Source organism: Parachlamydia acanthamoebae (assembly GCF_000875975.1).
Lineage (GTDB): Bacteria > Chlamydiota > Chlamydiia > Chlamydiales > Parachlamydiaceae > Parachlamydia > Parachlamydia acanthamoebae.
The window spans coordinates 206019-227397 of the sequence record NZ_BAWW01000066.1 but is presented as its reverse complement, the minus strand read 5'-3'; the positions used below and the strand labels follow the sequence as shown (position 1 = coordinate 227397).

The 21379-nt window shown below is 39.8% G+C and carries 23 protein-coding genes and 2 pseudogenes; 10 read left to right on the top strand and 15 right to left on the bottom strand.

Features of this window, described 5'->3' with window-relative positions; all coding sequences use genetic code 11:
- Positions 1-8 precede the first annotated feature (8 nt).
- The 5 genes from AOM43_RS10690 to AOM43_RS10670 form a co-directional block, all read right to left on the bottom strand.
- Complete coding sequence (locus AOM43_RS10690; protein WP_013924316.1) at positions 9-473, bottom strand: hypothetical protein; 465 nt, start codon at positions 471-473, stop codon at positions 9-11.
- 85 nt (positions 474-558) lie between these two features.
- A complete protein-coding gene (locus tag AOM43_RS10685) occupies positions 559-1950 on the bottom strand; it encodes an NAD(P)-binding domain-containing protein (RefSeq protein WP_059360246.1) in 1392 nt (463 codons plus the stop codon).
- A gap of 9 nt (positions 1951-1959) precedes the next feature.
- A complete protein-coding gene (locus AOM43_RS10680; protein WP_059360244.1) occupies positions 1960-2967 on the bottom strand; it encodes a 1-acyl-sn-glycerol-3-phosphate acyltransferase in 1008 nt (335 codons plus the stop codon).
- Positions 2968-2975: 8 nt separating this feature from the next.
- Positions 2976-4514, bottom strand: a complete 1539-nt coding sequence (locus AOM43_RS10675; RefSeq protein WP_006340241.1) for an Rne/Rng family ribonuclease — start codon at positions 4512-4514, stop codon at positions 2976-2978.
- A 367-nt stretch (positions 4515-4881) separates the two neighbouring features.
- Positions 4882-5265: a hypothetical protein gene (locus AOM43_RS10670; RefSeq protein ID WP_013924319.1), complete on the bottom strand. Its 384-nt coding sequence runs from the start codon at positions 5263-5265 to the stop codon at positions 4882-4884.
- Between the two features lie 63 nt (positions 5266-5328).
- Here AOM43_RS10670 and AOM43_RS10665 point away from each other — a divergent pair, with 63 nt between their 5' ends.
- From AOM43_RS10665 to AOM43_RS10650, 5 genes are all read left to right on the top strand, one after another.
- The gene (locus AOM43_RS10665) at positions 5329-6591 is read left to right on the top strand and encodes a hypothetical protein (RefSeq protein WP_059360242.1); all 1263 of its coding nucleotides are present in this window, start codon (positions 5329-5331) and stop codon (positions 6589-6591) included.
- 114 nt (positions 6592-6705) lie between these two features.
- Complete coding sequence (locus tag AOM43_RS10660) at positions 6706-7179, top strand: YceD family protein (RefSeq protein ID WP_006340245.1); 474 nt, start codon at positions 6706-6708, stop codon at positions 7177-7179.
- Between the two features lie 35 nt (positions 7180-7214).
- Positions 7215-7400 carry a 50S ribosomal protein L32 gene (gene rpmF, locus AOM43_RS13145; RefSeq protein WP_079891743.1) on the top strand — a complete coding sequence of 62 codons (186 nt, stop codon included), beginning with the start codon at positions 7215-7217 and terminating at the stop codon, positions 7398-7400.
- A gap of 105 nt (positions 7401-7505) precedes the next feature.
- The gene (gene plsX / locus AOM43_RS10655; protein ID WP_041534457.1) at positions 7506-8519 is read left to right on the top strand and encodes a phosphate acyltransferase PlsX; all 1014 of its coding nucleotides are present in this window, start codon (positions 7506-7508) and stop codon (positions 8517-8519) included.
- A 44-nt stretch (positions 8520-8563) separates the two neighbouring features.
- Positions 8564-9835, top strand: coding sequence for a trypsin-like serine peptidase (locus AOM43_RS10650; protein WP_059360240.1), 1272 nt, complete (start codon positions 8564-8566; stop codon positions 9833-9835).
- A gap of 223 nt (positions 9836-10058) precedes the next feature.
- On the opposite strand, the gene AOM43_RS10645 is transcribed toward AOM43_RS10650, so the two are convergent.
- The 3 genes and pseudogenes from AOM43_RS10645 to AOM43_RS13140 all read right to left on the bottom strand — a co-directional run bounded on the left by AOM43_RS10645 (position 10059) and on the right by AOM43_RS13140 (position 11869).
- Positions 10059-10310, bottom strand: coding sequence for a hypothetical protein (locus AOM43_RS10645; protein ID WP_059360238.1), 252 nt, complete (start codon positions 10308-10310; stop codon positions 10059-10061).
- A gap of 29 nt (positions 10311-10339) precedes the next feature.
- Positions 10340-10753, bottom strand: coding sequence for a hypothetical protein (locus tag AOM43_RS10640; RefSeq protein WP_039378372.1), 414 nt, complete (start codon positions 10751-10753; stop codon positions 10340-10342).
- 396 nt (positions 10754-11149) lie between these two features.
- Positions 11150-11869 (bottom strand): annotated as a pseudogene (locus AOM43_RS13140) (IS1 family transposase).
- A gap of 76 nt (positions 11870-11945) precedes the next feature.
- On the opposite strand from AOM43_RS13140, the gene AOM43_RS14010 reads away from it, so the two are divergent.
- The 4 genes and pseudogenes from AOM43_RS14010 (at position 11946) to menC (ending at position 14853) form a co-directional block, all read left to right on the top strand.
- Positions 11946-12197 (top strand): phosphate acetyl/acyltransferase, encoded by a 252-nt coding sequence (locus AOM43_RS14010; RefSeq protein WP_059360234.1) that lies wholly within the window; start codon positions 11946-11948, stop codon positions 12195-12197.
- Positions 12198-12219: 22 nt separating this feature from the next.
- Positions 12220-12561 (top strand): annotated as a pseudogene (locus tag AOM43_RS14005) (hypothetical protein); the annotation flags it as partial.
- Positions 12562-12616: 55 nt separating this feature from the next.
- Positions 12617-13792: a trypsin-like peptidase domain-containing protein gene (locus AOM43_RS10605; RefSeq protein WP_059360230.1), complete on the top strand. Its 1176-nt coding sequence runs from the start codon at positions 12617-12619 to the stop codon at positions 13790-13792.
- Positions 13793-13881: 89 nt separating this feature from the next.
- Positions 13882-14853 (top strand): o-succinylbenzoate synthase, encoded by a 972-nt coding sequence (gene menC / locus AOM43_RS10600; RefSeq protein WP_059360228.1) that lies wholly within the window; start codon positions 13882-13884, stop codon positions 14851-14853.
- A gap of 87 nt (positions 14854-14940) precedes the next feature.
- Here the strand turns inward: menC and AOM43_RS10595 are convergent, their stop codons facing one another.
- On the bottom strand, positions 14941-15231 hold the full coding sequence (locus tag AOM43_RS10595) for a DUF6176 family protein (protein WP_226987541.1): 291 nt from the start codon (positions 15229-15231) through the stop codon (positions 14941-14943).
- A 181-nt stretch (positions 15232-15412) separates the two neighbouring features.
- Here AOM43_RS10595 and AOM43_RS10590 point away from each other — a divergent pair, with 181 nt between their 5' ends.
- Positions 15413-15724 (top strand): GNAT family N-acetyltransferase, encoded by a 312-nt coding sequence (locus AOM43_RS10590; RefSeq protein ID WP_059360226.1) that lies wholly within the window; start codon positions 15413-15415, stop codon positions 15722-15724.
- Between the two features lie 128 nt (positions 15725-15852).
- On the opposite strand, the gene AOM43_RS10585 is transcribed toward AOM43_RS10590, so the two are convergent.
- The 6 genes from AOM43_RS10585 to pcnB all read right to left on the bottom strand — a co-directional run bounded on the left by AOM43_RS10585 (position 15853) and on the right by pcnB (position 21213).
- Positions 15853-16554, bottom strand: a complete 702-nt coding sequence (locus AOM43_RS10585; protein ID WP_006340326.1) for a lysophospholipid acyltransferase family protein — start codon at positions 16552-16554, stop codon at positions 15853-15855.
- Positions 16551-17723, bottom strand: coding sequence for a lipid-A-disaccharide synthase (gene lpxB / locus AOM43_RS10580; RefSeq protein WP_006340327.1), 1173 nt, complete (start codon positions 17721-17723; stop codon positions 16551-16553). The genes AOM43_RS10585 and lpxB overlap by 4 nt, the downstream gene beginning before the upstream one ends.
- Positions 17720-18409 (bottom strand): lipid-A-disaccharide synthase N-terminal domain-containing protein, encoded by a 690-nt coding sequence (locus AOM43_RS10575; protein WP_013924332.1) that lies wholly within the window; start codon positions 18407-18409, stop codon positions 17720-17722. Before AOM43_RS10575 ends, lpxB begins: the two co-directional genes overlap by 4 nt.
- The gene (locus AOM43_RS10570) at positions 18406-19125 is read right to left on the bottom strand and encodes a glycosyltransferase family 2 protein (RefSeq protein ID WP_006340330.1); all 720 of its coding nucleotides are present in this window, start codon (positions 19123-19125) and stop codon (positions 18406-18408) included. The genes AOM43_RS10575 and AOM43_RS10570 overlap by 4 nt, the downstream gene beginning before the upstream one ends.
- Positions 19126-19190: 65 nt before the next feature.
- Positions 19191-19958 (bottom strand): alpha/beta hydrolase family protein, encoded by a 768-nt coding sequence (locus tag AOM43_RS10565; RefSeq protein WP_059360224.1) that lies wholly within the window; start codon positions 19956-19958, stop codon positions 19191-19193.
- Complete coding sequence (gene pcnB / locus AOM43_RS10560) at positions 19942-21213, bottom strand: polynucleotide adenylyltransferase PcnB (RefSeq protein ID WP_059360222.1); 1272 nt, start codon at positions 21211-21213, stop codon at positions 19942-19944. Before pcnB ends, AOM43_RS10565 begins: the two co-directional genes overlap by 17 nt.
- Positions 21214-21379 lie beyond the last annotated feature (166 nt).

The window sequence follows — 21379 nt, the reverse complement described above, 5'->3', positions numbered from 1 at the left end:
ATAGGGCTTTAGTTAATATGCACGAGATCTTCCTGACCGGCATAGAGATTATAAACAGTTGTAAGCTCTGTTATCTGATTATCTTCATTAAAATGCAACATGGCAAAAGTAATGTAAGCTTTTTCTTCTTTTGTTGTGCAGATGTAATAGATTGTCGCAGATTGTGTTTCGGGAGAGACAGTCACGTTTAAAACCTGTGCGTACCATCCGCCCACCCAAATTTTGGCAAATTCCATTTGTTCTAAAAAGCTTTCGGGTGTTTCATCGGAAAGTTCACCGTTTACGGATTTTCTAAATGTAGGAGCAAATATGGATTCGCTACCTTCAGCTCCCCCCTCTTCTGAACCAAATTGGTTCACAAATTCGACATAGCGCGAAGTGGAATCTAATAAACTTTGATAATCAGCAGAAGCGTAATTGGGTGCCGCAAAAGAAGCGAAAAACAAAGCGATAGAGAGAAACAAATATTTCATAATAAATCCCTTTTTTTGTTTAGGATGGTTATATAATTTTAAATTATATGAGTATTTATTGGAATAAAAACTGATCTATTATTTTTTAATTCTGAAAAAATTTGTAATTATCTTGAATAAATTCATTAACTTGGAATTCTTTGAGTTGTGTGTCGTAATCCATCCAATCTTCTGTAAAAAAATCTTTGGTAATTCCTCTTGCTAAACGTTGAGCTCCTCTTCCAATACCGGGGATGTCCCCACTTAATTGACCGTGACTCAGCGTAGCAGCATAATTGAAGCAGTAAATGTTTTTAAGAAAGGGTGCTTCGCCCTTCATTTTTTCCAAAAATTGAAAGTGAGGGCCTAAATAGGGACTTTGATAAAACCAATAAGGTCCGTTTAAGTGCTGAATTCCAGGACGATCTTTCCAAAGAAGGATCTGATGCATAAACGGGGCAAGTTCAGGTTGTTTAAATCCATCAATCTCAAAGCCTGTTGCCAAGATAAGAAAATCGTAGGTGAGAGAGCCTTTATTTGTATCGATTAAAATTTCATGCTGGGTGGTTGTGGCGCGGGTAATTTCTCGTCCCAATAGAACTTGAAAATGGGGAAACTCTTTCATTCTTTCTAGAACCTCGACAGGAGGGGGTATTCCGTCGCGATAGCAGGCGTCTAGAAATTGCCACCGTTGGTTATCATCAAGATCGTAATAGCCTTCAAAAAAGCCCGTATACGTCAGACTCGCAGCTTTGTTCACATGGGGTAAGCTGGGTCGTCTGATTAGAATGTCAGCAGATTTAGCCCCGCATTCTAAAGCTGTTTCTGCAGCGTCAAATCCAGAAGCGCCTCCTCCGATAATTCCAATCCGTTTATTTTTCAGTGTCTCATAGGGGAAGCTCTCATTGGTATGTGCATAAAATTTTTTGGGCAAAGGATACACAAAGAAAGGGAATCGCGATCCCCCGAATCCCCCTCTTCCCGTTGCGAGTATTAGCTTACGCGTGGTGATGGTTTGATCGTTGATTTGAAGTTGAAGGCCTTGGTTAAACTCCTGAATATTTGTCAGGGTTCGCTTGTTTTCAACAGGAAGGCTAAGGATATGGCGCAACCAGCACAAATAATCCATCCACAGGTTGGTTGGAATTTTCCTCAGCCTTTCCCACTTTTCTTTGCCGAACAGATGTTCATACCAAGCATGGAATGTGAGGGAAGGAATGTCGAGAGCAGGACCAACGAGTTCTTTCATAGAGCGTAGGCTTGGCATACGGGCGTAAGTGAGCCAAGGTCCTTCAAGACCTGTTTCATTTTGATCAAAAATCTGGATGTTTGAAACGCCTAAGCGTTGGAGGGCAAAAGCTGCGGCCAATCCCGCCATGCCAGCTCCAATAATCACAACATCATATTGAAAAGAGGAGGGGACAATCCAAGAAGGGGAAGGGGACTGAATCTTTTCTAAATCTTCGGCTATTTGTTGTTTCAACTTAAAACTAGCCATCGGTCGCTCTTAAGCATTCATGTATTCAGATATTTTTTTATAATCCTTGCGCACAAGCTCCCAAATTTGATCGGCGCGTAATTTTCGACGCAACTTTTTATCTGATATCTCACTTCCATCAAATTTCTCCATGTCAAATTCCGCACCAAAAGAAAGGCATAGAGGTGTGCAACGCGCATATCGATGCTCACCCAGCTCTTTTTTAATGCTATTGGGAGGAGGCAGTAAGTCATAAGTTGCAAGAGCTAGGGGATAGAAATGTGTCGGATGTTGAGCTTGTTGTGACATCAGCCAAAACATTTCAATGCTCTGCGGATTAAAAGGGGCGACATCAAGTCTTCCGTGTTCATCAGGGCGGTCTCTACCGCCACTAGGAGCCACATAAATACATTTGCCTCCTTCGGAAAGCAGCTGAGCCATCTTTTTCATTGTTCGCTGATTGTGCTGAAGCTTTTTAGCTTTTTCTTCTGGTGGATTTTCAGTATATTTCTTTGAGTAGATACATAGCAAGTTGCGCCCTTTGCTAAAGGGAACAGCCATTGGATCCATGACCACGCGATGACCTGCAACGAAAATCATATCCTCGGCAAATTTGGGATGCGTATTCTCGAGCAAGAGGCTAATTGCTTGTGGGTCTGGTTCTGTTTGATGGTTTGCAAACAAGATCACATTATGTTTTTTAGCCAGCAATTCCACCATTTCGTCGACTCGCTCCAAGTGAAAAACTTTGGAGCGGTCCAGCTTAACAAGAGGACGCATGTAATCAAGACCAAATTCATAGTAATTAAAGGGAGAGGTAATTTCCTGGTGAAAGGGCTCAAAATGAAAAGGGGAGCGAATTTGCTCAATCACAAAATCTAAAAAGCGATGATGAAGCGGTTCGAAAGAGGCCATGCATTGCCCATTCGAAGTAATCGCTTCTGCATAGCTTAAATAGAAATTTTTTAACGCTTGCGCGAATGACTCTGAAATCAGCCCCTCGTGCAAGGTTTTTTCCACCCTTTTGATATAGTCCATGTCGATTCTTATACCTCAACTTTTTTATCGGTAATGGTCGAATAGAAATGGAATTCATTCAGATGAAGATTGTCATTCACATCAAATTCTAAGCGAGCATTTAGACCCTCAGCGATTTTTAATAAAAATCTCTTATCGATGGAGGCCAAATAGTGGTCCAGCTCTGGATGAACGACTAGCTTAAGTGCAAATTGCTGGTTGTGTGCGATGGCTTTTTTCAAGGCTCGCTCAATCTCAATAGAAACGCTTTCGTGTGTTTTAACGAGGCCTCTTCCACTACAATAAGGGCAAGTGGTAAAGATTGTTTGGATTAGAGATTCTCGATTGCGCTGACGTGTCATTTCGACAAGACCGAATTCACTCATCCCCAAAATCGTACATTTAGCCGAATCTTCTTTCATGCATTCTTTCAGGCGATCGAGGACTCTTCTTTGGTTTTTACGATAACGCATGTCAATAAAGTCGCAGATGACAAGTCCCCCGATATTACGTAGGCGTAATTGTCGCGCAATTTCATCAGCGGCTTCCAGGTTGATTCTGACGAGCGATTCTTCAACATCCACTTTGTTATTGGAGCTGCGGCCAGAGTTGACGTCAATTGTATACATCGCTTCAGTGCGGTCAAAGAACAGATATCCACCGCTTGGGAGCCAGATTTTTCGACGTAATGTTTTATCGATTTCTCGTTCTACGTTAAACCGTTCAAACATGGGGACATTATCTCGATAGTATTCGATGCGCAAGGCATGTTCACTGGCATAACGGCTATAGAGATTTTTGCAACTTTGATAGACCGCATAGTCATCCACTAAGATGCGCTCAAAACGTTTGTCCACAGCTGTGATGACTGCCCGTTTGATTAAGTCTGATTCTGCATATAGCAAAGAGGGGCCGCTGGATTTATGGAAGTTTTCCATAATGGTATGCCAAGTGCTCAGCAAATCTGTTGCTTCGGCAATTAACATTTCCGGTGTGGCGCGAGCACTGGCCGTACGGCAAATTAAACCCATATCCGTTGGCATTTCAAAGGCTCGAATCAATTTTTTCAGTCTTTCGCGCGCATTGCGATCTTCAATTTTGCGTGAGACTCCTCGATGTGAAGAGTTAGGCAGCAACACCAAATAACGTCCAGCTAGAGAAATGTTGGAAGTTAGACGGGCCCCTTTGGAACCAATGGGCTCTTTGACAACTTGAACGAGCACAGGTTGATCGATTTTCATGACCTCTTCGATATCCTGCTTTTTTTGCTGTTTATCATCGAGTCCTTTAATATCATAATCTAAATCAAAGTCCATGTCATAGACTTGTTCAAACTTTTTGGTATTTTCCAAAATGTCTGAAATGTGAATAAACCCGTTTTCGCCTTCATTGATGTCAATAAATGCAGATTGAATATTATGGAGAATATTGGTCACGCTGCCTTTGTAAATGTTGCCGGCCAGCTGTCGCTCTCTTTTTCTCTCCACAATGAGATTATAAAGTTGCCCATTTCTAAGATGGGCATATCGAAGCTCTTTGGATTCGATATTAAGTAGAATTTCATCCATTGGTCACCCTAACAGGTAGGAAAGGCGGATGCGAAAAAGGACTGGTTAAAAGCAATAGATCTCATCTGTTCGATTTTAGCAGAAGATGTCCAGATTTGACGGCTCTAGCTTTTGACCCACGCTTTAGATTGAATAGATAAATTCTTCAGAAAAATCATCCATGCTTCAGATTTATGGCGTCATTTTTCGCAGTGAAAGCCTTTCTGTTTAGCTTGTTTTTTCGATTGATTGTCATCCCAATAAAATTGGGAAAGGCGATCGCTTTTTTATCTGTTATAAACAGAATAAAATCGCACTGCACTTAAAGGATCTATTTTAAGATAAAAGCAGGATCTTTTCTACAAAAAAATAACTGGAGGAAAGGTGATTAAGAGGAATGCGTGTTGATTTGTTTGAGGATTTTTTGAAATTGCTTCATTAATTCTTGTAAAACTTCAACTTTTGCTTGCAGACGCTTAGATTTTGCCGCGCATTCTTCGGGGTTATCTTGATCAATTTTTTTATTGAGTTCTTCTGTGCATTCCTTTTTGATTTTTTTGCATGCCTTTTGAATGGCGACAAGGGAATTGAGGGTTTCTTGATTGATTTTAGCTTCTGAAATCACCCAATCTGGGCTATTGGGATCAGGAGAAGGAATTAAAAGATCGACCGGTGGATATTTTAAAGGTAAATCAACGGCTTCTTTTTTGAACTGGATAATCCATAAAGGCTTGGGCATGTAAGGATTTTGAGAAAATTCTTTCCAATCCATAAAAATCTCCTGGTTTGGAGGACCTCTCATTTATTATTATAAAATTTTATAAGTATTTTAACAATGGAAGCTTTGGAACAAATGATGATGGAAAAATGTGCTACACAGGTGGAATTTCATCAAAAAATGGATCAAATTGCACAAGTCCTTGAGGGACAACGGTGGTTAGATATTGATCTTCTTCCTAAAAAATCTTACGGGAGATGGTATAAATGGTTAAGGTGGGCGACCTCGTTTCTTCCAGGAGATCGGTTTACAACAATGCGTATTTCAAATGTGGTAAGCTCTTTGTCTTTGTTTTGTGAAAAAAATAAGGAATGGATGGAATTGACTGATTGTTCCAAACTGAAGGATGTGATGGATTTTTTCGAGCTTAAAGCAACAAAATCTTCAGAAAAAAGAGAATGTTTAGAATCTCTGTGCAAAGTGCGCATCAGTTTAAAAAAAATCGAAGAAGAAAAGAAGCCCAAGGTCCCAAAACTAGAACAAATTCAGACTCTTTCTCCTTTGGAATTTGAAGCCTATTTACAACCCTGGATCGAGCAAAAAATGCTCGAGCCTTTACTCGATCTTATCCCTATGATCGATTCGGAACTGATCCGAGTTTTTGTGGATAAATGCGGCGATGATGAATGTGCGTTAAAAGCTTTATATCAAAAATTTCCCACTGGCGTTGTTTATTTATCTGATCCCCAATTAATATGTTTAGTTAACGGATTAAAAAAAATGCGAGATCGGGAAGAACAGGTCTTTAGTCTTTTTTCGGCAATTTGTCGCACGCCTCTCTCGACCAAAGAGATTATAAGAAAATATCTTCTTCTTTTAGAAACGCTTACACCTCTCTTTTCTCTATCTCTTTTAAGAAAAAAAGGGGAGGATACTAAAGTAAGATGCGAAAGAGTCTATTTAACAACGGCGGTTGCCTTGAACAATTTAAGAAATGAGAGAAAAAGAAAAATTAGTGAAGTTCTCGATTGTCTCAATTTTGATCACCGCATTGAATCTCCTTTTTTCATCATGCTTTTTACCGAAAATGCTAGCGTGAACGAAGTTAGAGAGCTGCTTTCTCTTTCTGCTAAAGCGCGAGAAAAGGTTGCTGAGTTTATGGATTTTGCGATGCAAAATGATAAAAAAAGCAACATTGAAAGCTTATTGCCCTATATCAATACATCCGAAAAGTTTCGCTACATTGTGCAAAAAATTATACTTTCTTCAAAAAGGCAAGCACAGCACGTGCATTTGTTTCTTCATGGGACATCCCTTTATAAAAGCCCTTTGGCGGCAAAAGAAAAGCTTGCGATTCTTCAAGAAAACGGCATTTATTAGTTATTGAGAAAAGGAGTGTTAACGAAGGCTAGGAATTTTATGGAAAAAAAGAAGAAAGAATTGTAGAATTGAAGATTATTTAAATATAATCCCTTAATTTTAAGATAATCTCCTATGGAACGTTTGTTTAAAATCTATGTTGATCGCCTGAAAACAGGAGATAAAGTTGAAATTCATGAGACAGTTTCACCAGATTTCTTGGACGTTCATGAAGATGAACTTTCATTTAAGAAACCGGTTGTCGTGGATGGAGAAGCTTATTTAGCTGGTGATGAACTCATTTTGCATTTGCAAGCAGAAGCGGAAGCACATATTCCCTGCGCAATTTGCAATGAGGATGTTTCAGTAGGCGTATTCTTGGAGAGTTTTTATCATGCCGAACCTCTGGCAAAAATTAAGACCGGTATATTTGATTATCAGGAACTTTTGCGTGAAAGCATTTTGTTGGAAACTCCCGAATTTGTCGAATGCGAAGGCAATTGTCCCAAAAGAGAGAAATTTAAAAAATATTTAAAAACTAATGATTCATCCTCAAATGGGGGAGATCCCGATGGGCATCAACCGTTTTCGGATCTTGAATTAAATTAATGCCTAGGCAGTTTTAAGGTTAAAAGGAGTCACTCATGGCAGTCCCACGTAATAGATCGTCAAACGCAAGAAAAAATTCTCGCCGATCACACCACGCTAAGAAAGCAAAAAGTGTATCTGTATGCTCAAATTGTGGAGTATCAAAACTTCCTCACACAATTTGTCAAGCGTGCGGTGCATATGGCGATCGAGTTGTACTAGGTAAATCAGAAGCTGAGTAAGCTGTTCGTTTTGTCTTTTTTCCTCGAGCTAAACGATTGCGTGATCTTTAGCAGTTGCTCTCACTATAGCAGAGCTAATTGGAATTTTCTTTTTAGAGTGCCAAGATGAGGAAACAACAAGAAAAAGTCTGTATAGGGATTGATTTAATGGGGAGCGATAGCTCTCCAGAAATCCTTTTTGACGCTGTATTAAAAGCAGCAGAGCTTCACCCTGCCCTCTCTATGCTTGTGTTTATTCCACAAGAATCCTCAGAAGATTTCCAAAAAAAAATCCCTTCTCACATGCATGTGAAGTGCATCGCTGTCCAGCAAGAAATCTTGATGGAAGACCATCCTCTTGAAGCGATTCGGCGTAAACCTCTCTCTTCACTTGTGCAAGGCATCCAGTATTTAAAAGATAAAAAAATCGATGCGTTTGTTTCTGCAGGAAACACCGGGGCGCTGATTGCTGCTGCGACTTTGAATATACCCCTTCTTCCCAATATAAAACGTCCTGCTTTGTTGATCACAATGCCGGCTGAGAAAGGAAATGTTTCCATTATTGACGCAGGCGGCAACATCACATGTACAGCAGAGCATTATGTGCAGTTTGCCCAATTGGGAGCCCTCTTTCAAAAGAGCATTGAAAAGACAACCTGTCCAAACGTGGGTCTACTGAATGTTGGCATTGAACCTTTAAAAGGGCATCATGAACTGAGGAAGGCTTATCAAGAACTACAACAATACGTAGAGACATGGCGTCTCAAAAAAATAGATCTTCCTTTAAATTTCATTGGGAATGTGGAGGGAAAAGATGTTTTTTGCGGAAACGTGGATGTCGTTGTGACGGACGGCTTCACGGGGAATATTTTATTAAAATCTTGTGAAGGTATTTCTTCGCTGATTTTTAAGCTCCTCCGCAATCAACTGGGCAATAGCGAACACTTTGATGCCATCGAAAAATTATTTGATCATGCCGAATCTCCAGGTGGTCTTCTATGCGGTCTTGAACGCATTGTGGTTAAATGCCACGGTAATGTCACCCCTCGCTCTATGCTAAGCGGTATTTCAGGAGCCGTTCATTTCATCCAACAAAATCTGATTGAGCGTATGAAAGCGCACTTTTCTCTTTTCTCATAAGAAACAGATTTTAATCAAATTCACAATCAAAAAGGATCTCTGTCATGTATTCTTATACGGATTATTCTTCTAGTGTAAAGGCTTTTGAATCTTTAATTCCCGCAACCGGGGCAAGCCAGTACGCTTCTCTTTTGGGGCAATTTCGCGTACAAAGACTTCCACAGGCTAATATTTGTGAGGTTATTCAAAAAGATCCTGTAGAAGAAGGGCATTTAAATGACCTCTATGATGTTTCTTTGGCAGAAACTTTAAAAAAAATTCAAGCAGCTGTAGGCAAGGTTAACGATGAAACTGGTCAATTAGGGACCTGTTCACTCCTTTCTTTTAACTTGGCCATTGTTCCCTATCATTGCATTGCAGGTCAGGAATTGAAAAACTTGACTGTTGTCTTTCAAAATGTCATTTACAATAGACGCGAATGTAGAGGAGAACCGTTTCCCGTACAAGGCGTTGTAGAGTGTGATGTCGAATTAGATTATGCGATCATGCAATTAGGAGGAGATCCCGGTAGAAAATATGGGTGGTTACCTCTTTGTCAAGACTCTGGAATTTGTTCTGAACCTTTACTTTTGCATCATCCTTTAGGAAAGCCACTTAAGGTGTCCGTTCATCATATGGAAAATGATACAAAAACGACGCCTATTTTTGGACGTCTTTTGACTTATCATGATACCGATTACGGCTCTTCTGGAGGGGCCTATGTAAATCCTCGAGGACATTTTTTCGCTATGCATTTAGGGACAGAGCGAGAAATGACAGGATTTAATTTACTTAGGATTGCCATATCCATCGAAACGATGATTCAACATCATCCCAGGGGATTATTGAGTGCTTTTGCTAGAAAAGAACTTCCACAAGACGCAACAATTCAAACGAGGCAGTGTGTTGAAAGATTAACTCCTTACGATTATCCCTATATTACACTTGAAAAATTTATTCATGCTAATCTTAGCAATGGCAATTATATACTGCGAAAACCTACCAGGGACTTGCCAGGAGTGATGATTGAGCATTATCAAGCCAAGCATACTCCGCAGTGGCCAAAACCATATCCAGGGAAAAAAGGGAGCTCTTTTAACGGATTTTATTTAGATGAAATTATTGAATTGGCAGAGGCGATTATGGCGAGTCGGCCATTATTTAGAGAATTTCATGCGAAAAACGTAGCAGGAAACCTCATTAGAATAAATTCTGCAGATATTCTTGTAAGTAAAGAGTTGTCAAAAAAACTAAAAAATGTTCGCACAGTTAACCTTTATGCAGCTTTTGATTTTCAGACAAAATATTGGTCGATTCATTTTTATCCTGAAAAATAAAAGGCTTCAAAACATCTTCACGAAATGATTCAAGAAGGGCTACGATGGATTAGCCCTTTATCAGTTGCGAAAAACTTCGTAAACATTACGTGAAGGTGAATATTCAAATTGCAAATCCTCAAAAAAATTCTTGAATTTTTTTAGTTTCAACGTTCTCTGGTATTTATTAGGGGATTTTTCAGACATAGAATTTATCGTTTAGAGCGGCTAAGCCGCCCTTATATTACTTGTCTTTCTTCCTTTGTTCTTGATCGTAAGCGTCCCATCTAGCAAGAGCGTCGCTTCCAAGAATTCCTACTCCAGTATTTAGCAACCAACCTCCTGCTATTTGACATCCAGGAAGAGGAACATAAATTAAAAATAATCCACACAAAGAAACTGTAACACCTACCATAATAGTTACAGGCACTTCCTCACGCTTTTTTTCTTTTCCTTTTGCAGATTTTGCTATGGTGTAATTTATATCAAAACGCATATCGGCTTCAAAACTTGTATAGGGAATGTTTAACTCGTCACATTGAGCAAACCAAACGGCGCGATGTTTATGCTTTTATCTTCTTTCTTAAAGTCTTTTTTTATTTGTTTAATGTATTTATCATCAATTTTTTGCCCTCGTGCTCTCGCCTCTTTTTGGGCTTGATCTATCTGCTTATTAATATCAATTTTGGTGCCAGTATACTGTTCAACTTCATGTTTAAAATCATACATGTATCCTATAAGTTTGTTCGTTTCACCCTTATCAATAGACCTTTTGACTTTCTCATATATTTTTTCGATTTTAATCCCGAAATTGATAGTAGCAAGATCAAGATTTGCAGCCATTAAAGGGGGAGAAACTAGAGTTGCAGTCGTAAAAGCAATCGTTGTAAAATATGCCACCATAGTGCTACAGAGGAGAGACTGAAAAATATTAGCCATAGCGTCCTTTTTTTTGTTTTTTGTGTATATTTGATTTCATAATAATCTAATTCATTAAAAATTGTTATTCTGGAAAGAAATGAAAAAATAAATATAAAAACAAAAAAAATTAATAAAACTAAAGCTTTATCCCATTCCGTAAATACGATATTCATTAATTGTCATTTTCCTTATGTTTTTTTTAGAATTAAAATGGGTTATTGTAGTTTTTATTGTATTAACGCATAGTTGAAATTTCGGTTCATTTATGTATTCATTAACAATAAGTTTACATGCATTTTCGAACATGCCTTTTAATGTGTTTTCGATATTTAAATAGTCATCCATTACGTTTCCTTCTATTGTAAACCAATATTTCCAACCAATTTTATTTCCATCGTTCACTTGCAGGTAGTCCTAAATATGTAATGCTCGATGTTGATTGTAATCGCAAATAAAATATTTGATCATCCCGGCATACTTTGCAAGTTACTTTGAGAATGATAGCGTTTTTCTTATACATCGTGCACATCTTTTTCTGAGCGTATTATTAAATCTTTCAAGTAACTCGTTTTTCCTGACTCCTTTCCGACTGGTCGGTGTCGTATCCAAGGAACAACTTCATAGTACACTGAGAATTTATCTGCATAAAAGATGGCTTTTTTTAAGTCTTCAGGTAATTTTCCCCGCAAGCATTTAGCATCTTTTCGTGTGCGTTTACCCACATGCATCGCTAAAACTTGTCGCGTAGGCGAGTGAAAAGCTAGCCAAAGCCGTTGCTGATTATTCTTGCTCCCTGCATAGCTCCACTGTTCATCCAATTCAATAATGGCAACTCGAACTCTTCTGTGTTAATTACTGTGGCATTTAAGTTCTCGGGTAAATCCTCAATTTCGTTAATGAATTGTAAAAGCCACGGCATATTGACGGTAAAAATTCGACAAATGCCCTCTAATGAAACCCGTTCTAAAAGTGACTGACGAATTAAACCCCGTCTCTCTTCGCTAATAATTTTGTTTTGGGGGCTATGACAAACTGATACCCACATTTAAGACACTGATGATTTTGCTTTCCATTGTGGATATGGCCATTCTTTTTGATCGTCGTCGAGGTACAGATTGGGCAAGTCAAAGTCATTGTAGGTCTCCAAGTAAGATCTAAATAAGAAAGACTTTTATCACTGAAAAGTCAATAAAATTTAAGTCAGCATTACATGTTTAGGACCACCGATGAGAAAGGCAATGTTTCCTTTATTGATGCAGGCGGCAACATCACGTGTACAGCAGAGCATTATGTGCAGTTTGCCCAATTGGGAGCTCTCTTTCAAAAGAGCATTGAAAAGACAACCTGTCCAAACGTGGGTCTACTGAATGTTGGCATTGAACCTTTAAAAGGGCCTCATGAACTGAGGAAGGCTTATCAAGAACTACAACAATACGTAGAGACATGGCGTCTCAAAAAATAGATCTTCCTTTAAATTTCATTGGGAATGTGGAGGGAAAAGATGTTTTTGCGGAAACGTGGATGTTGTTGTGACGGACGGCTTCATGGGGAATATTTTATTAAAATCTTGTGAAGGTATTTCTTCGCTGATTTTTAAGCTCCTTCGCAATCAACTGGGCAATAGCGAACACTTTGATGCCATCGAAAAATTATTTGATCATGCCGAATCTCCAGGCGGTCTTCTATGCGGTCTTGAACGCATTGTGGTTAAATGCCACGGTAATGTCCCCCCTCGCTCTATGCTAAGCGGTATTTCAGGAGCCGTCCATTTCATCCAACAAAATCTGATTGAGCGCATGCAAGTGCACTTTTCTCTTTTCCCATAAAAAAAAACTTGTTAAGAATTTTTTATCTTTAATTAGAAAGCAGTGAGGTGTTGTCATGCATTTTTCAACTGATTTTTCTTCACAAGAGGGGTTCTGTTTAGAGGGCAACCAACAGTTTGTGCAATCTAACGGAAATGAACCCGTAAGCTATTCTTTGTCATTCACGCTTCGAAAAATTTGGCAAGCTGTAGGAAGGATAAACGATTCTACAAGCCAGCTGGGAAACTGTACGCTCATTTCATTTAACCTGGCCATTACTCCTTACCATTGTATCGCTGACGTTGATGTAAGAAATTTGACAGCTGTTTTTCGAAATGTTTTTTATCAAGGAAAGGAACTTCCAGGACAATCTTCCAAGGTACTGGGGATCGTCGAATGTGATCCTATCTTAGACTATGCCATTATCCATCTAGATGGATTACCTGGAAAAATGCTCAGTGTTTTGCCAATTTGCGATGGTTCAGCATTTACTCCTACCCCCATTTTTTTGCATTACCCCATAGGGAAGTCTTTAAAAGTGTCTTTTTATAAAATGGAGGTAGAACAAAGAGTTGGTGCAATCACTAACCGTTTATTCACCCGGGAAATTAAGTATAGGTCTTCAGGAGGAGCATACATTAATCAAGAAGGAGCTTTTGTTGCTATGCACCTAGGCGTTGAACGAGAAAGAACCCATTTAGATTTGCAAAGTGTTGCAATTTCTATTGAAGCTATAATGAAAGTGCACCCGGAGGGGATATTAAGCTCTTTTGCTAAAAATGAGCTTGAGCAAAATGCTGTAACGCTGCCGCTAAACCCTCAATATGTTTACGAGTTGGATTTTTGCCCTCTGTCATACATGCATGCGGAATTTTTTTCTCATAAAAATTTTGAAGATGGAAATTATGTTTTAAGACGGCCTGCAATAAGAGTGCCAGGGATTGTGATTGAAAAAGCGCAATCCAAATACACGCATTGTTGGCCGGGTGAAGAGAAAGAAACAAGTCTATTGCGATGGTTTAATCTTGATGATGTTGTTGAGTTGGCACAAGCTATTGTCAAATGTCAAATTCCTCTTAGAATATCTCATCGAAGAGATATCCCTTACATACACGTGCAAATTAATCCATTAGATATCATTTTAAGCAACAATTTGTCAAAAAAGCTTAGGGAAGCTGATTACATCAATCTTTTGGCCACTTTTGATGAAAAGAGTAAGTATTGGTCCATTCATTTTTATCCCAATAAGTAAAAAAAATCACTCGCATTAATTCATCAAGTCATTTTAAATCGGAGTTTTGCTAGGAAGTTGCTCATTAAAAATTTGAACTTAGAATAAATATGCGTATTCAAACACTGTCTCTTTTTCCTTATCAGATTCCCTTAAAAAACCACCAAATGAGAGAAGGGGTTTTGTTGCATGTTGTGGATCAGTTGGGGAATAGTGGCTGGGGGGAAATTGCTCCTCTTCCTAAATGGAGTCGAGAGACATTGAAAGAGGCTTTAGCAGAGCTCATTCAAAAGAAACAAGATCTATTAAATCATATATGGGAAAAGTCTACATGCTTAAAAGAACTGGCAAAATTTGATCTCTGTCCATCCCTTACATTTGGTTTTGAGTCTGCCCTTTTTTCAATCTTAAATCCGCTTCCATCTATTTTTATTCCTGTCAGTGCATTATTTATGGGGTCTGTAGAAGAGATTATGCAGCAGGCAACTTTAAGATACGCCGAAGGATTTACTTCCGCCAAGTTGAAGGTCAGCAATTTAACTTTTAAAGAGGCTGAAAGCATCATTGCGCTTTTGAAGAATCGATTCCGTTTGCGCATAGATGTTAATCGGGCATGGAATACAAAAGAATCTCTTGATTTTTTCTCACAATATTCTTTCGATGCTTTTGATTATGTGGAAGAGCCTTTTCAAAATCCCCAGGATCTTACCCTATTTCAACTGCCACTTGCTGTTGATGAATCTTTTCCGCATGATTTGTCTCTGGAAGATTTAGAAAAAATCCCTGCTTTGAAAGCGGTGATTTATAAACCAACAATTCAGGGAGGGCTATTAGGATGTCTTGATCTACATGAATGGACGCTTAAAAAAGGGATCAGTCTCGTATTAAGTAGTTCATTTGAAAGCGATATTGGTCTTGCTCATGTGGCATCTTTAGCGAAGCGGCTTTCGTTAACAGCCTCTGTGGGATTGGGAACCTATCATTATCTCTCCCAGTATCTGAATACGTATCCCTTGCAATTTTCGAATGCACATATCCACATTCCGGAAAGAATCATTCCTAAGCTAGAGGATGATCCGTGAGTTTTTCAGTTAAGATCAACATGAAATGATGGCTCATGGACAGATTTGTTGAAAAGATGCTTTCACTGATAGAGTTTAAAGGTTGTTTTATTCCTTGTAGGATTTTAAACTTTCGAATCTATCAATGTCTAAAAGTTCCTCTAACACCTCGCGTCCTTCACAATATGTTTTCCAGCAATTTTTGTAATAATGATCAATTGCTAGATTTGATTTGGTAAATACCTCATACGCACGAGTGATATCTTCGGCTTTCATATAGTAAATGAGATACAGGTCATTCCCCTGCTGATCAAGAAAAGCTGACTCCACAAAAACTCCTTCATTTTCTAAAGACTCTAATGTTTCGTTCATCTTTTCTTTGAGTGTCTGAAACCACAGTCTAACTTTTTCAATTAAATCCTTTCACAGCCTGGTTTTGATGCATATTGTTTTCATTAATTTTTCCTTGATCATTTCCGATGATCATTGAATAATGCTTAAATTTAAATCAAAAAATTATTTTTCGGAATAACTTGCAACATTCAAAGCTAATACCTGGAAGAAAACCTAAGGCTGTTTCATGGAAAAAAATTATATCAATCTTTTAGACGAATCATTTCCGGGAATTAGAGACGTGATTATCCGTCGCAAAGCTCTTGGATTTTCCTGGGAGGCAAGTAAGCTCTTTATCAAGCAAGAACAAGGAAACATTTTGTCCCATGTCGCCCTTTTGGAATGTCCGATGCTTATCGAAGGGAAATGGCATAAAATAGGTGTCCTGCATGGGATTTGTACACATTCAGCTCATCGAGGCTGTGGATTAGCCATGGAATTGATTCGAGAAGCCCTTCAATGGGCGAAAGGTCGTTATGAAATAGCCCAAGGACTTTGACGAATGTGGGGAAGGATATATGTTTTGGGATTGCTGTAAATGTGGTTCTTGGAATGACTATTCAAATAAGACATGTCAAAATTGTTACAGAAGAAAATGTTCAGAATAGTTGGTTAGTTCGTAATTTTTTAATTAGGCCATTCAGCAGGATTCGTAAACAATGAAGTGCAAGCCTTGAAATCAATCCCTTTTAAGGCATTTTCTAGCGTTTTTGTGCTTTCTTCAAGAGGCGAATTTTGTTGTTCGAGTTCGACAGGTGATCCAAAGATCACTGAGATGGTCGAAAAAGGTTTTGGCAGAATCAAACGATCCCATGTATTAAATTGCCAAAAGCGGGTGGCTGACCAGCTCATCGGAAATACTGCCGCTCCGGTTTGTTGGGCCGCAAGTGCTATTCCAGGTTTCACTTCGTAGCGAGGCCCTCGGGGGCCATCCGGGGTAATAAGCATCACTTCTTTGCCTTGCTTCAGGCGCTCAATCATCTTTTTTAAGGCTTCGTGTCGACCTGTGTGGGGAACGCGTATTGTTGTCCCACAAGGGTAGCTTTCAGCCAGAATGGCAAGAGGTTCTCCATCGCGACTGTTGCTGACAAAGGCTGCATACATAAACTGTGGGGCAAATTGAGAAACAATTTCCGCACATAATGCCAAACGGTTATGCCACAACATGACAATACAAGGGCGGCTGGAACCCATTTGAACAAATTGCTCCACTCCTTCGACTTTAAATCGGCATGTGTACACCAGAAATCGCACGATGGCTTTGCCTATGTAAGCGAAGATATAAGGAAGACTTTTTTTCTTGAACCTTTGATAAATCGCACGGATCATCTACCTAGCATCTCCAAGAGCGCTTGAGTGGCTTGTTCACAGGGATTGTTTTTTTGCGAAAGAAAGGGGACCAAGTCTTGACATTGTTGGATGCAGGTTTGGCGATTGTTGGACTCTGGATCAGCTAGATCTTCCATTTTGGCATGTACATTTTTAGGTGTAAGACCAGTCGCAATCAGCTCTGGGAAAAGCTGTTTTTGAGCGAGAATGTTGGCGATGGAATAGTAGGGGAGATTCAATCGAAGAATATATTTAGCGATGAAGCGATTGAGTGCCGTCAGTTGATAGATCACTGTCGACGGCCTTTGATGGAGAGCCAATTCTAATGTCACAGTTCCTGATTTCGCAATAGCGGCGTGGCTGTCCTTCATCAATTCGTAAGTATACGCTTTGGGGACAAGAAAAACATCTTGGTGCAATTTTAAGTCTGTCTCTTCAAGGATGCTTTGCATGACAGGAATAATTTCAGGGTGTGCACAAGAGATGGCAAATGTGCGATCCTCTCTTTTCATCAGCTGAGCAGCTTTTAACTGGATGGGTAAATTGCGTTGAATTTCCCCTTTGCGGCTTCCAGGAAATAGAGCAATCAATTGATTCGCGGGCTTGATACCCAAAAGCTCCATCCAATCCTGATGATAAGAATAGCTCTGAATAGAGGTAAGGAGTGGATTTCCAATGTATTCCACACGTAGAGGGGTGTGTGAAAAAAGTTGTTTTTCAAAGGGCACAATCGAGAGCAGCAAATCTAAGGTGTTTGCCATATGCTCAATGCGCCCTTTTCCCCAGGCCCACACGCTTGGGCAAATATATTGGACGATTTTACCTTTGTATCCTTTTTTTCTTAAGGCTTTAGCTAGTCTTAGATTAAATCCAGGATAATCAATGAGAATGACAGCTTCTGGCAGTGTGTCGAGAATGGCATTTCGTACTTGATAGAACTGACGAGTTAGCTTGGGAAGGGAACGTAAAACATCTGAAAAACCCATCACCTCAAAATCTTCCATGCGCAAAACGGAAGAGGTGAAAAAAGGACGCATTAATGGTCCGCCGACTCCTGAGAAAGTATAATCGGGTAGCTTTTGTTGCAAATGCTGCAGCAGATTTTGACCATGCAGGTCGCCGCTTTGTTCTCCAGCAAAAAGAAAAATAGATTTTTGTTTTGCGTTCATGCTTCCTGCTTTACCTGTAGAGGTTTTTTTGCTTGTGCAATCAACATCAAATTGCGGATTGCAGGGATTAATCCAAAGGCTGGGCCAATAAAGTGCACAGGGTCAAAAATGCGTAAAAAGTAAACGAGACTCAAGCATTCACCAACAGCACTTAACCACCAGAATAAGGGTCCTAAATAACTTTTTTTGTGTTTTTCTGCACACCACCATTGAATCCAGAAACGGCTAGCGAATAGGGCCAGGCCAATTGTGCCTAAGCAATGCCAAAAAAAGCTCGTTTCTTCACCTTGGTGCCAGGGAGAAGAGGGGATCCGAAACCAATTGGAGGTTTCCAGGAAGTGCGCTTGCCCATAAAAGCCCAAAGTCACGCTGCAAATGCTAAACATAAAGAGCAGGACTACTGTGCGAAATGCTGCTTGATCTGTTTGTGGTTTCATTAAATTTAAATTGCGCCAAGAAACCACAGCATTCGCGGCTTGAATCACACAGACATGATACTGCATTTGAATAAAAGCATGCACTAGCAAGAACAGATTTCCGGCTAAAGAAAGTTTCCAAAAAGTTGGAGTGACCAAACTCTTCTTTTCTTTTTCACTGATCATCCACTGCAAAAGCGCGCGCCCTGTAAACAACGCGTGGGGGAGAAAGCCTAAAATGTATAATCCTTCACGCCAATTGTCACTCATGGCAGCTCTTTTTCAATCGTATAATTCAATTTACGCTGTGTCATCCAACGCACTGCTAGCATATCTGCCACGGTATTGAAGGAGCGGTTGAAGAAATTGTATTTGGTTGTACCTTGCGTGCGTTCGCGGTGGTTGACGGGCACTTGAGTAATGCGGAATCCTTCCATCCGAAATAAAGCGGGTAAAAAACGATGCATGCCATGAAACATTTTAATTTGTTTAAGGCAAGTCGTACGATAGACTTTGAGGGAACATCCGGTGTCTTGCACGCCATCTTGGCATAAACGACTACGCACAAAGTTGGCAATGCGAGAGGTGATTCTTTTCACCCAATTATCTTTCCGTTTCGTACGGATACCGCAAACTAAATCATATTCTTTGGCGGCTTCTAAAAGGCGAGGGATATCACTCGGGTCGTTTTGTCGATCTCCATCCAATGTGATCACAAACTCTCCTCGTGCAGCTTTAAAACCAGCATCAAATGCACTCGATTGTCCAAAATTTTGCGTGAAGATAAGCGCGCGTAAATACGGTTTTTCTTGCGCTAAAGCTTTTAAAATATCTGGCGTTTTGTCTTGCGAACCATCTTCGACGCAAATCAATTCCCAGGGCTGTTCTAGTTTTTCCATCACTGATTCAACTTCAGCGATTAATGGGATGATGTTGTCTTCTTCATCTTTTAAAGGAATCACGATGGAGTAATATGGATGCTTCATTTTTTATTGTCCCAATTGATTTTGAGGAGAATTATAACTTTTTCTCAATTATCCTGCACGCAGGTTCAGTTTGTTAGCTTTTCCGCTAGCCAACGAGCTCCCTCTTCAAAGATATAAGGTGGAGTTCCATGTCCTTTATGTCCAATTGAAGGAAAAAGTACAAGTTCTGCAGTGGGGGAGCGCCTGCCATGTTCAAAAGCTGCATCAGCAATGGTGCGAATGCATTGAAAGCAGGCATCTGTGCTAACCCGAAGATCTCGATTGCCAATATAATAACGGATATTTTTATCGATTAACAAATGGGCGAGGGTATCCAAATGATGCTGGGGGAAAGGGATAACAGCGTGTTCTTGATATTCAGTTAAGCAACTAAGCTGAGTCAATGGGGCAAATCCTAAAACAGAAGAAACATGTGTATTTTGAGCAGCCAGTTGGGTTGCGATGAATCCTCCTCGCGAGAGTCCTGCTGCCCCTATCGCTCCAGATGAGGTATAATTTTTCTCAATCAGGTAATCGACAATCTCACCACAAGAAGCTACAAATTTTTCGAGAAAAAAAGGATCCTGGCTTAAGGCTTGAGCCCAGTAATGCATGGCTTCTCTATTTTCAAATCCATCTCCATGCCCTGGCAAATCGACAGCAAAAACACGGATGCCAAGAGCATCCCATACGGTAGAGGGCTTATTGTAAGGATCGACAAAAAGGGTATCCTTTTTAGAAAGTGCGAAATAGAAAACGGAAGGCAAAGGCCCCTCTTCAAGAGAGGGGCCACGAAAAGAAACTTCCATTCCAGAAGGAGCAATCAAAACCTGCTTCTTATGAGGATTGGGCATGATGCGAACCTTTTTTAGAAGAATGCATATGGCTAGAAGTCACCGGATGAGTCCGCTTGTAGCCATGTTTAACCTGCTGTTTCCAAAGGTTTTTGGAATGGGTGTAGGTCTCTTCAAGAGACTTATCCATTAAAGAACGCACCTTCAAAAATTTTAAGGCATAGATGAATTCTTTGTTTCGCATCAACTTAGGGTTGCAATGTCTTTTCCCTGAAAGGGGCGTTAAGCGATATTGCATGGCCAGCACAAATGCCATTGTAGAGCTCAAACGGCGGGGAAAATGGGTAAAAGAAGAGGTGACGACTTCCTTTATAATCGAGGAAGTGAGCATCATAATCTCTCCCATATGTGGCGTTCTCCCGTCATCGAGATACTGCTTTTTGACTTCCTGTTGTAAAATAGGAAAAATCAAACAGGCGCTTAAGACAGCCCTTTCAAGCAGGTTTTTGCCAGCATTCTGGTTGATATAATCGACCGTTTTTAAATGCCGATAAATCTGTTCGCCTGCAGGCGTCGCTAAAAATTGGGTTAAAAGAGGAAATAAAAGCTCAAGGATTCCTCCCTTTGCCATCAAATGAAAAAATGAGGCCGCAGAACCTGATTCTAATATTCTAAAAATTTCTTCCAAAACTCTTGCGGGCGAACTTTTCATGATTTCTTTGCGACATTGAACAAGCGCTTTTTTGGAGTCGGCATCAATTTCAAAGCCGAATCGAGCGCGGAACTTGAGCAATCGAATCATGCGAACGGGATCCTGCTTAAACCGGATGGCCGGATCACCAATCGTGCGCAAAAGTTTATGTTTAATATCTTCCCAACCACCCACGAAATCAATGATCGAGTGGTTAGCGGGATCGTAAAATAGGCCGTTAATCGTAAAATCTCGACGTAAAACATCTTCTTCCGGAGAACCCCATTGGTTATCCTGAAGGATTAAATCCCCTTCATTGTCACCAGAACGGAAAGTCGAAACTTCAATGATTTTATGCTTAAAGCGAATGTGAGCTAAACGAAAGCGTCGTCCGATTAAGAGGCAGCTTTTTTGGAAAAGCTGCTTAATTTCTTCTGGTTTAGCAGAAGTTGAAATATCGTAATCTTTAGGAGTTTGCTTAATGAGTAAATCTCGAACACTTCCCCCAACGAGGTAAGCAGTGTATCCCGCATCTCTTAATCTTTGAAGAACATAAAGAGCATCGGAATCAATCATCGCATGATCAATTTCATGCTCGCTTGCAATATAGGTTTTTGGTTGCACAGAAAATTCGCAGCTCCCTCAATACCAGGAATAGATCCGTTTGAAATGTGATTTGAGAGAGAAATTGTGCACTAATTACAGATTAATCTGTAGTATCACTTTTTAACACTCTCAATTAAACAAAAGCTTAATTATCAGTAAATTATTAAAATACTAGTAAAATGTC

What these genes read in the sequence shown, in the direction of transcription:
- AOM43_RS10690 (WP_013924316.1), bottom strand. Translation starts at nt 473, where the DNA reads ATGAAATATTTGTTTCTCTCTATCGCTTTGTTTTTCGCTTCTTTTGCG.
- AOM43_RS10685 (WP_059360246.1), bottom strand. Translation starts at nt 1,950, where the DNA reads ATGGCTAGTTTTAAGTTGAAACAACAAATAGCCGAAGATTTAGAAAAG.
- AOM43_RS10680 (WP_059360244.1), bottom strand. Translation starts at nt 2,967, where the DNA reads ATGGACTATATCAAAAGGGTGGAAAAAACCTTGCACGAGGGGCTGATT.
- AOM43_RS10675 (WP_006340241.1), bottom strand. Translation starts at nt 4,514, where the DNA reads ATGGATGAAATTCTACTTAATATCGAATCCAAAGAGCTTCGATATGCC.
- AOM43_RS10670 (WP_013924319.1), bottom strand. Translation starts at nt 5,265, where the DNA reads ATGGATTGGAAAGAATTTTCTCAAAATCCTTACATGCCCAAGCCTTTA.
- AOM43_RS10665 (WP_059360242.1), top strand. Translation starts at nt 5,329, where the DNA reads ATGGAAGCTTTGGAACAAATGATGATGGAAAAATGTGCTACACAGGTG.
- AOM43_RS10660 (WP_006340245.1), top strand. Translation starts at nt 6,706, where the DNA reads ATGGAACGTTTGTTTAAAATCTATGTTGATCGCCTGAAAACAGGAGAT.
- rpmF (WP_079891743.1), top strand. Translation starts at nt 7,215, where the DNA reads ATGGCAGTCCCACGTAATAGATCGTCAAACGCAAGAAAAAATTCTCGC.
- plsX (WP_041534457.1), top strand. Translation starts at nt 7,506, where the DNA reads ATGAGGAAACAACAAGAAAAAGTCTGTATAGGGATTGATTTAATGGGG.
- AOM43_RS10650 (WP_059360240.1), top strand. Translation starts at nt 8,564, where the DNA reads ATGTATTCTTATACGGATTATTCTTCTAGTGTAAAGGCTTTTGAATCT.
- AOM43_RS10645 (WP_059360238.1), bottom strand. Translation starts at nt 10,310, where the DNA reads ATGCGTTTTGATATAAATTACACCATAGCAAAATCTGCAAAAGGAAAA.
- AOM43_RS10640 (WP_039378372.1), bottom strand. Translation starts at nt 10,753, where the DNA reads ATGGCTAATATTTTTCAGTCTCTCCTCTGTAGCACTATGGTGGCATAT.
- AOM43_RS14010 (WP_059360234.1), top strand. Translation starts at nt 11,946, where the DNA reads ATGTTTAGGACCACCGATGAGAAAGGCAATGTTTCCTTTATTGATGCA.
- AOM43_RS10605 (WP_059360230.1), top strand. Translation starts at nt 12,617, where the DNA reads ATGCATTTTTCAACTGATTTTTCTTCACAAGAGGGGTTCTGTTTAGAG.
- menC (WP_059360228.1), top strand. Translation starts at nt 13,882, where the DNA reads ATGCGTATTCAAACACTGTCTCTTTTTCCTTATCAGATTCCCTTAAAA.
- AOM43_RS10590 (WP_059360226.1), top strand. Translation starts at nt 15,413, where the DNA reads ATGGAAAAAAATTATATCAATCTTTTAGACGAATCATTTCCGGGAATT.
- AOM43_RS10585 (WP_006340326.1), bottom strand. Translation starts at nt 16,554, where the DNA reads ATGATCCGTGCGATTTATCAAAGGTTCAAGAAAAAAAGTCTTCCTTAT.
- lpxB (WP_006340327.1), bottom strand. Translation starts at nt 17,723, where the DNA reads ATGAACGCAAAACAAAAATCTATTTTTCTTTTTGCTGGAGAACAAAGC.
- AOM43_RS10575 (WP_013924332.1), bottom strand. Translation starts at nt 18,409, where the DNA reads ATGAGTGACAATTGGCGTGAAGGATTATACATTTTAGGCTTTCTCCCC.
- AOM43_RS10570 (WP_006340330.1), bottom strand. Translation starts at nt 19,125, where the DNA reads ATGAAGCATCCATATTACTCCATCGTGATTCCTTTAAAAGATGAAGAA.
- AOM43_RS10565 (WP_059360224.1), bottom strand. Translation starts at nt 19,958, where the DNA reads ATGCCCAATCCTCATAAGAAGCAGGTTTTGATTGCTCCTTCTGGAATG.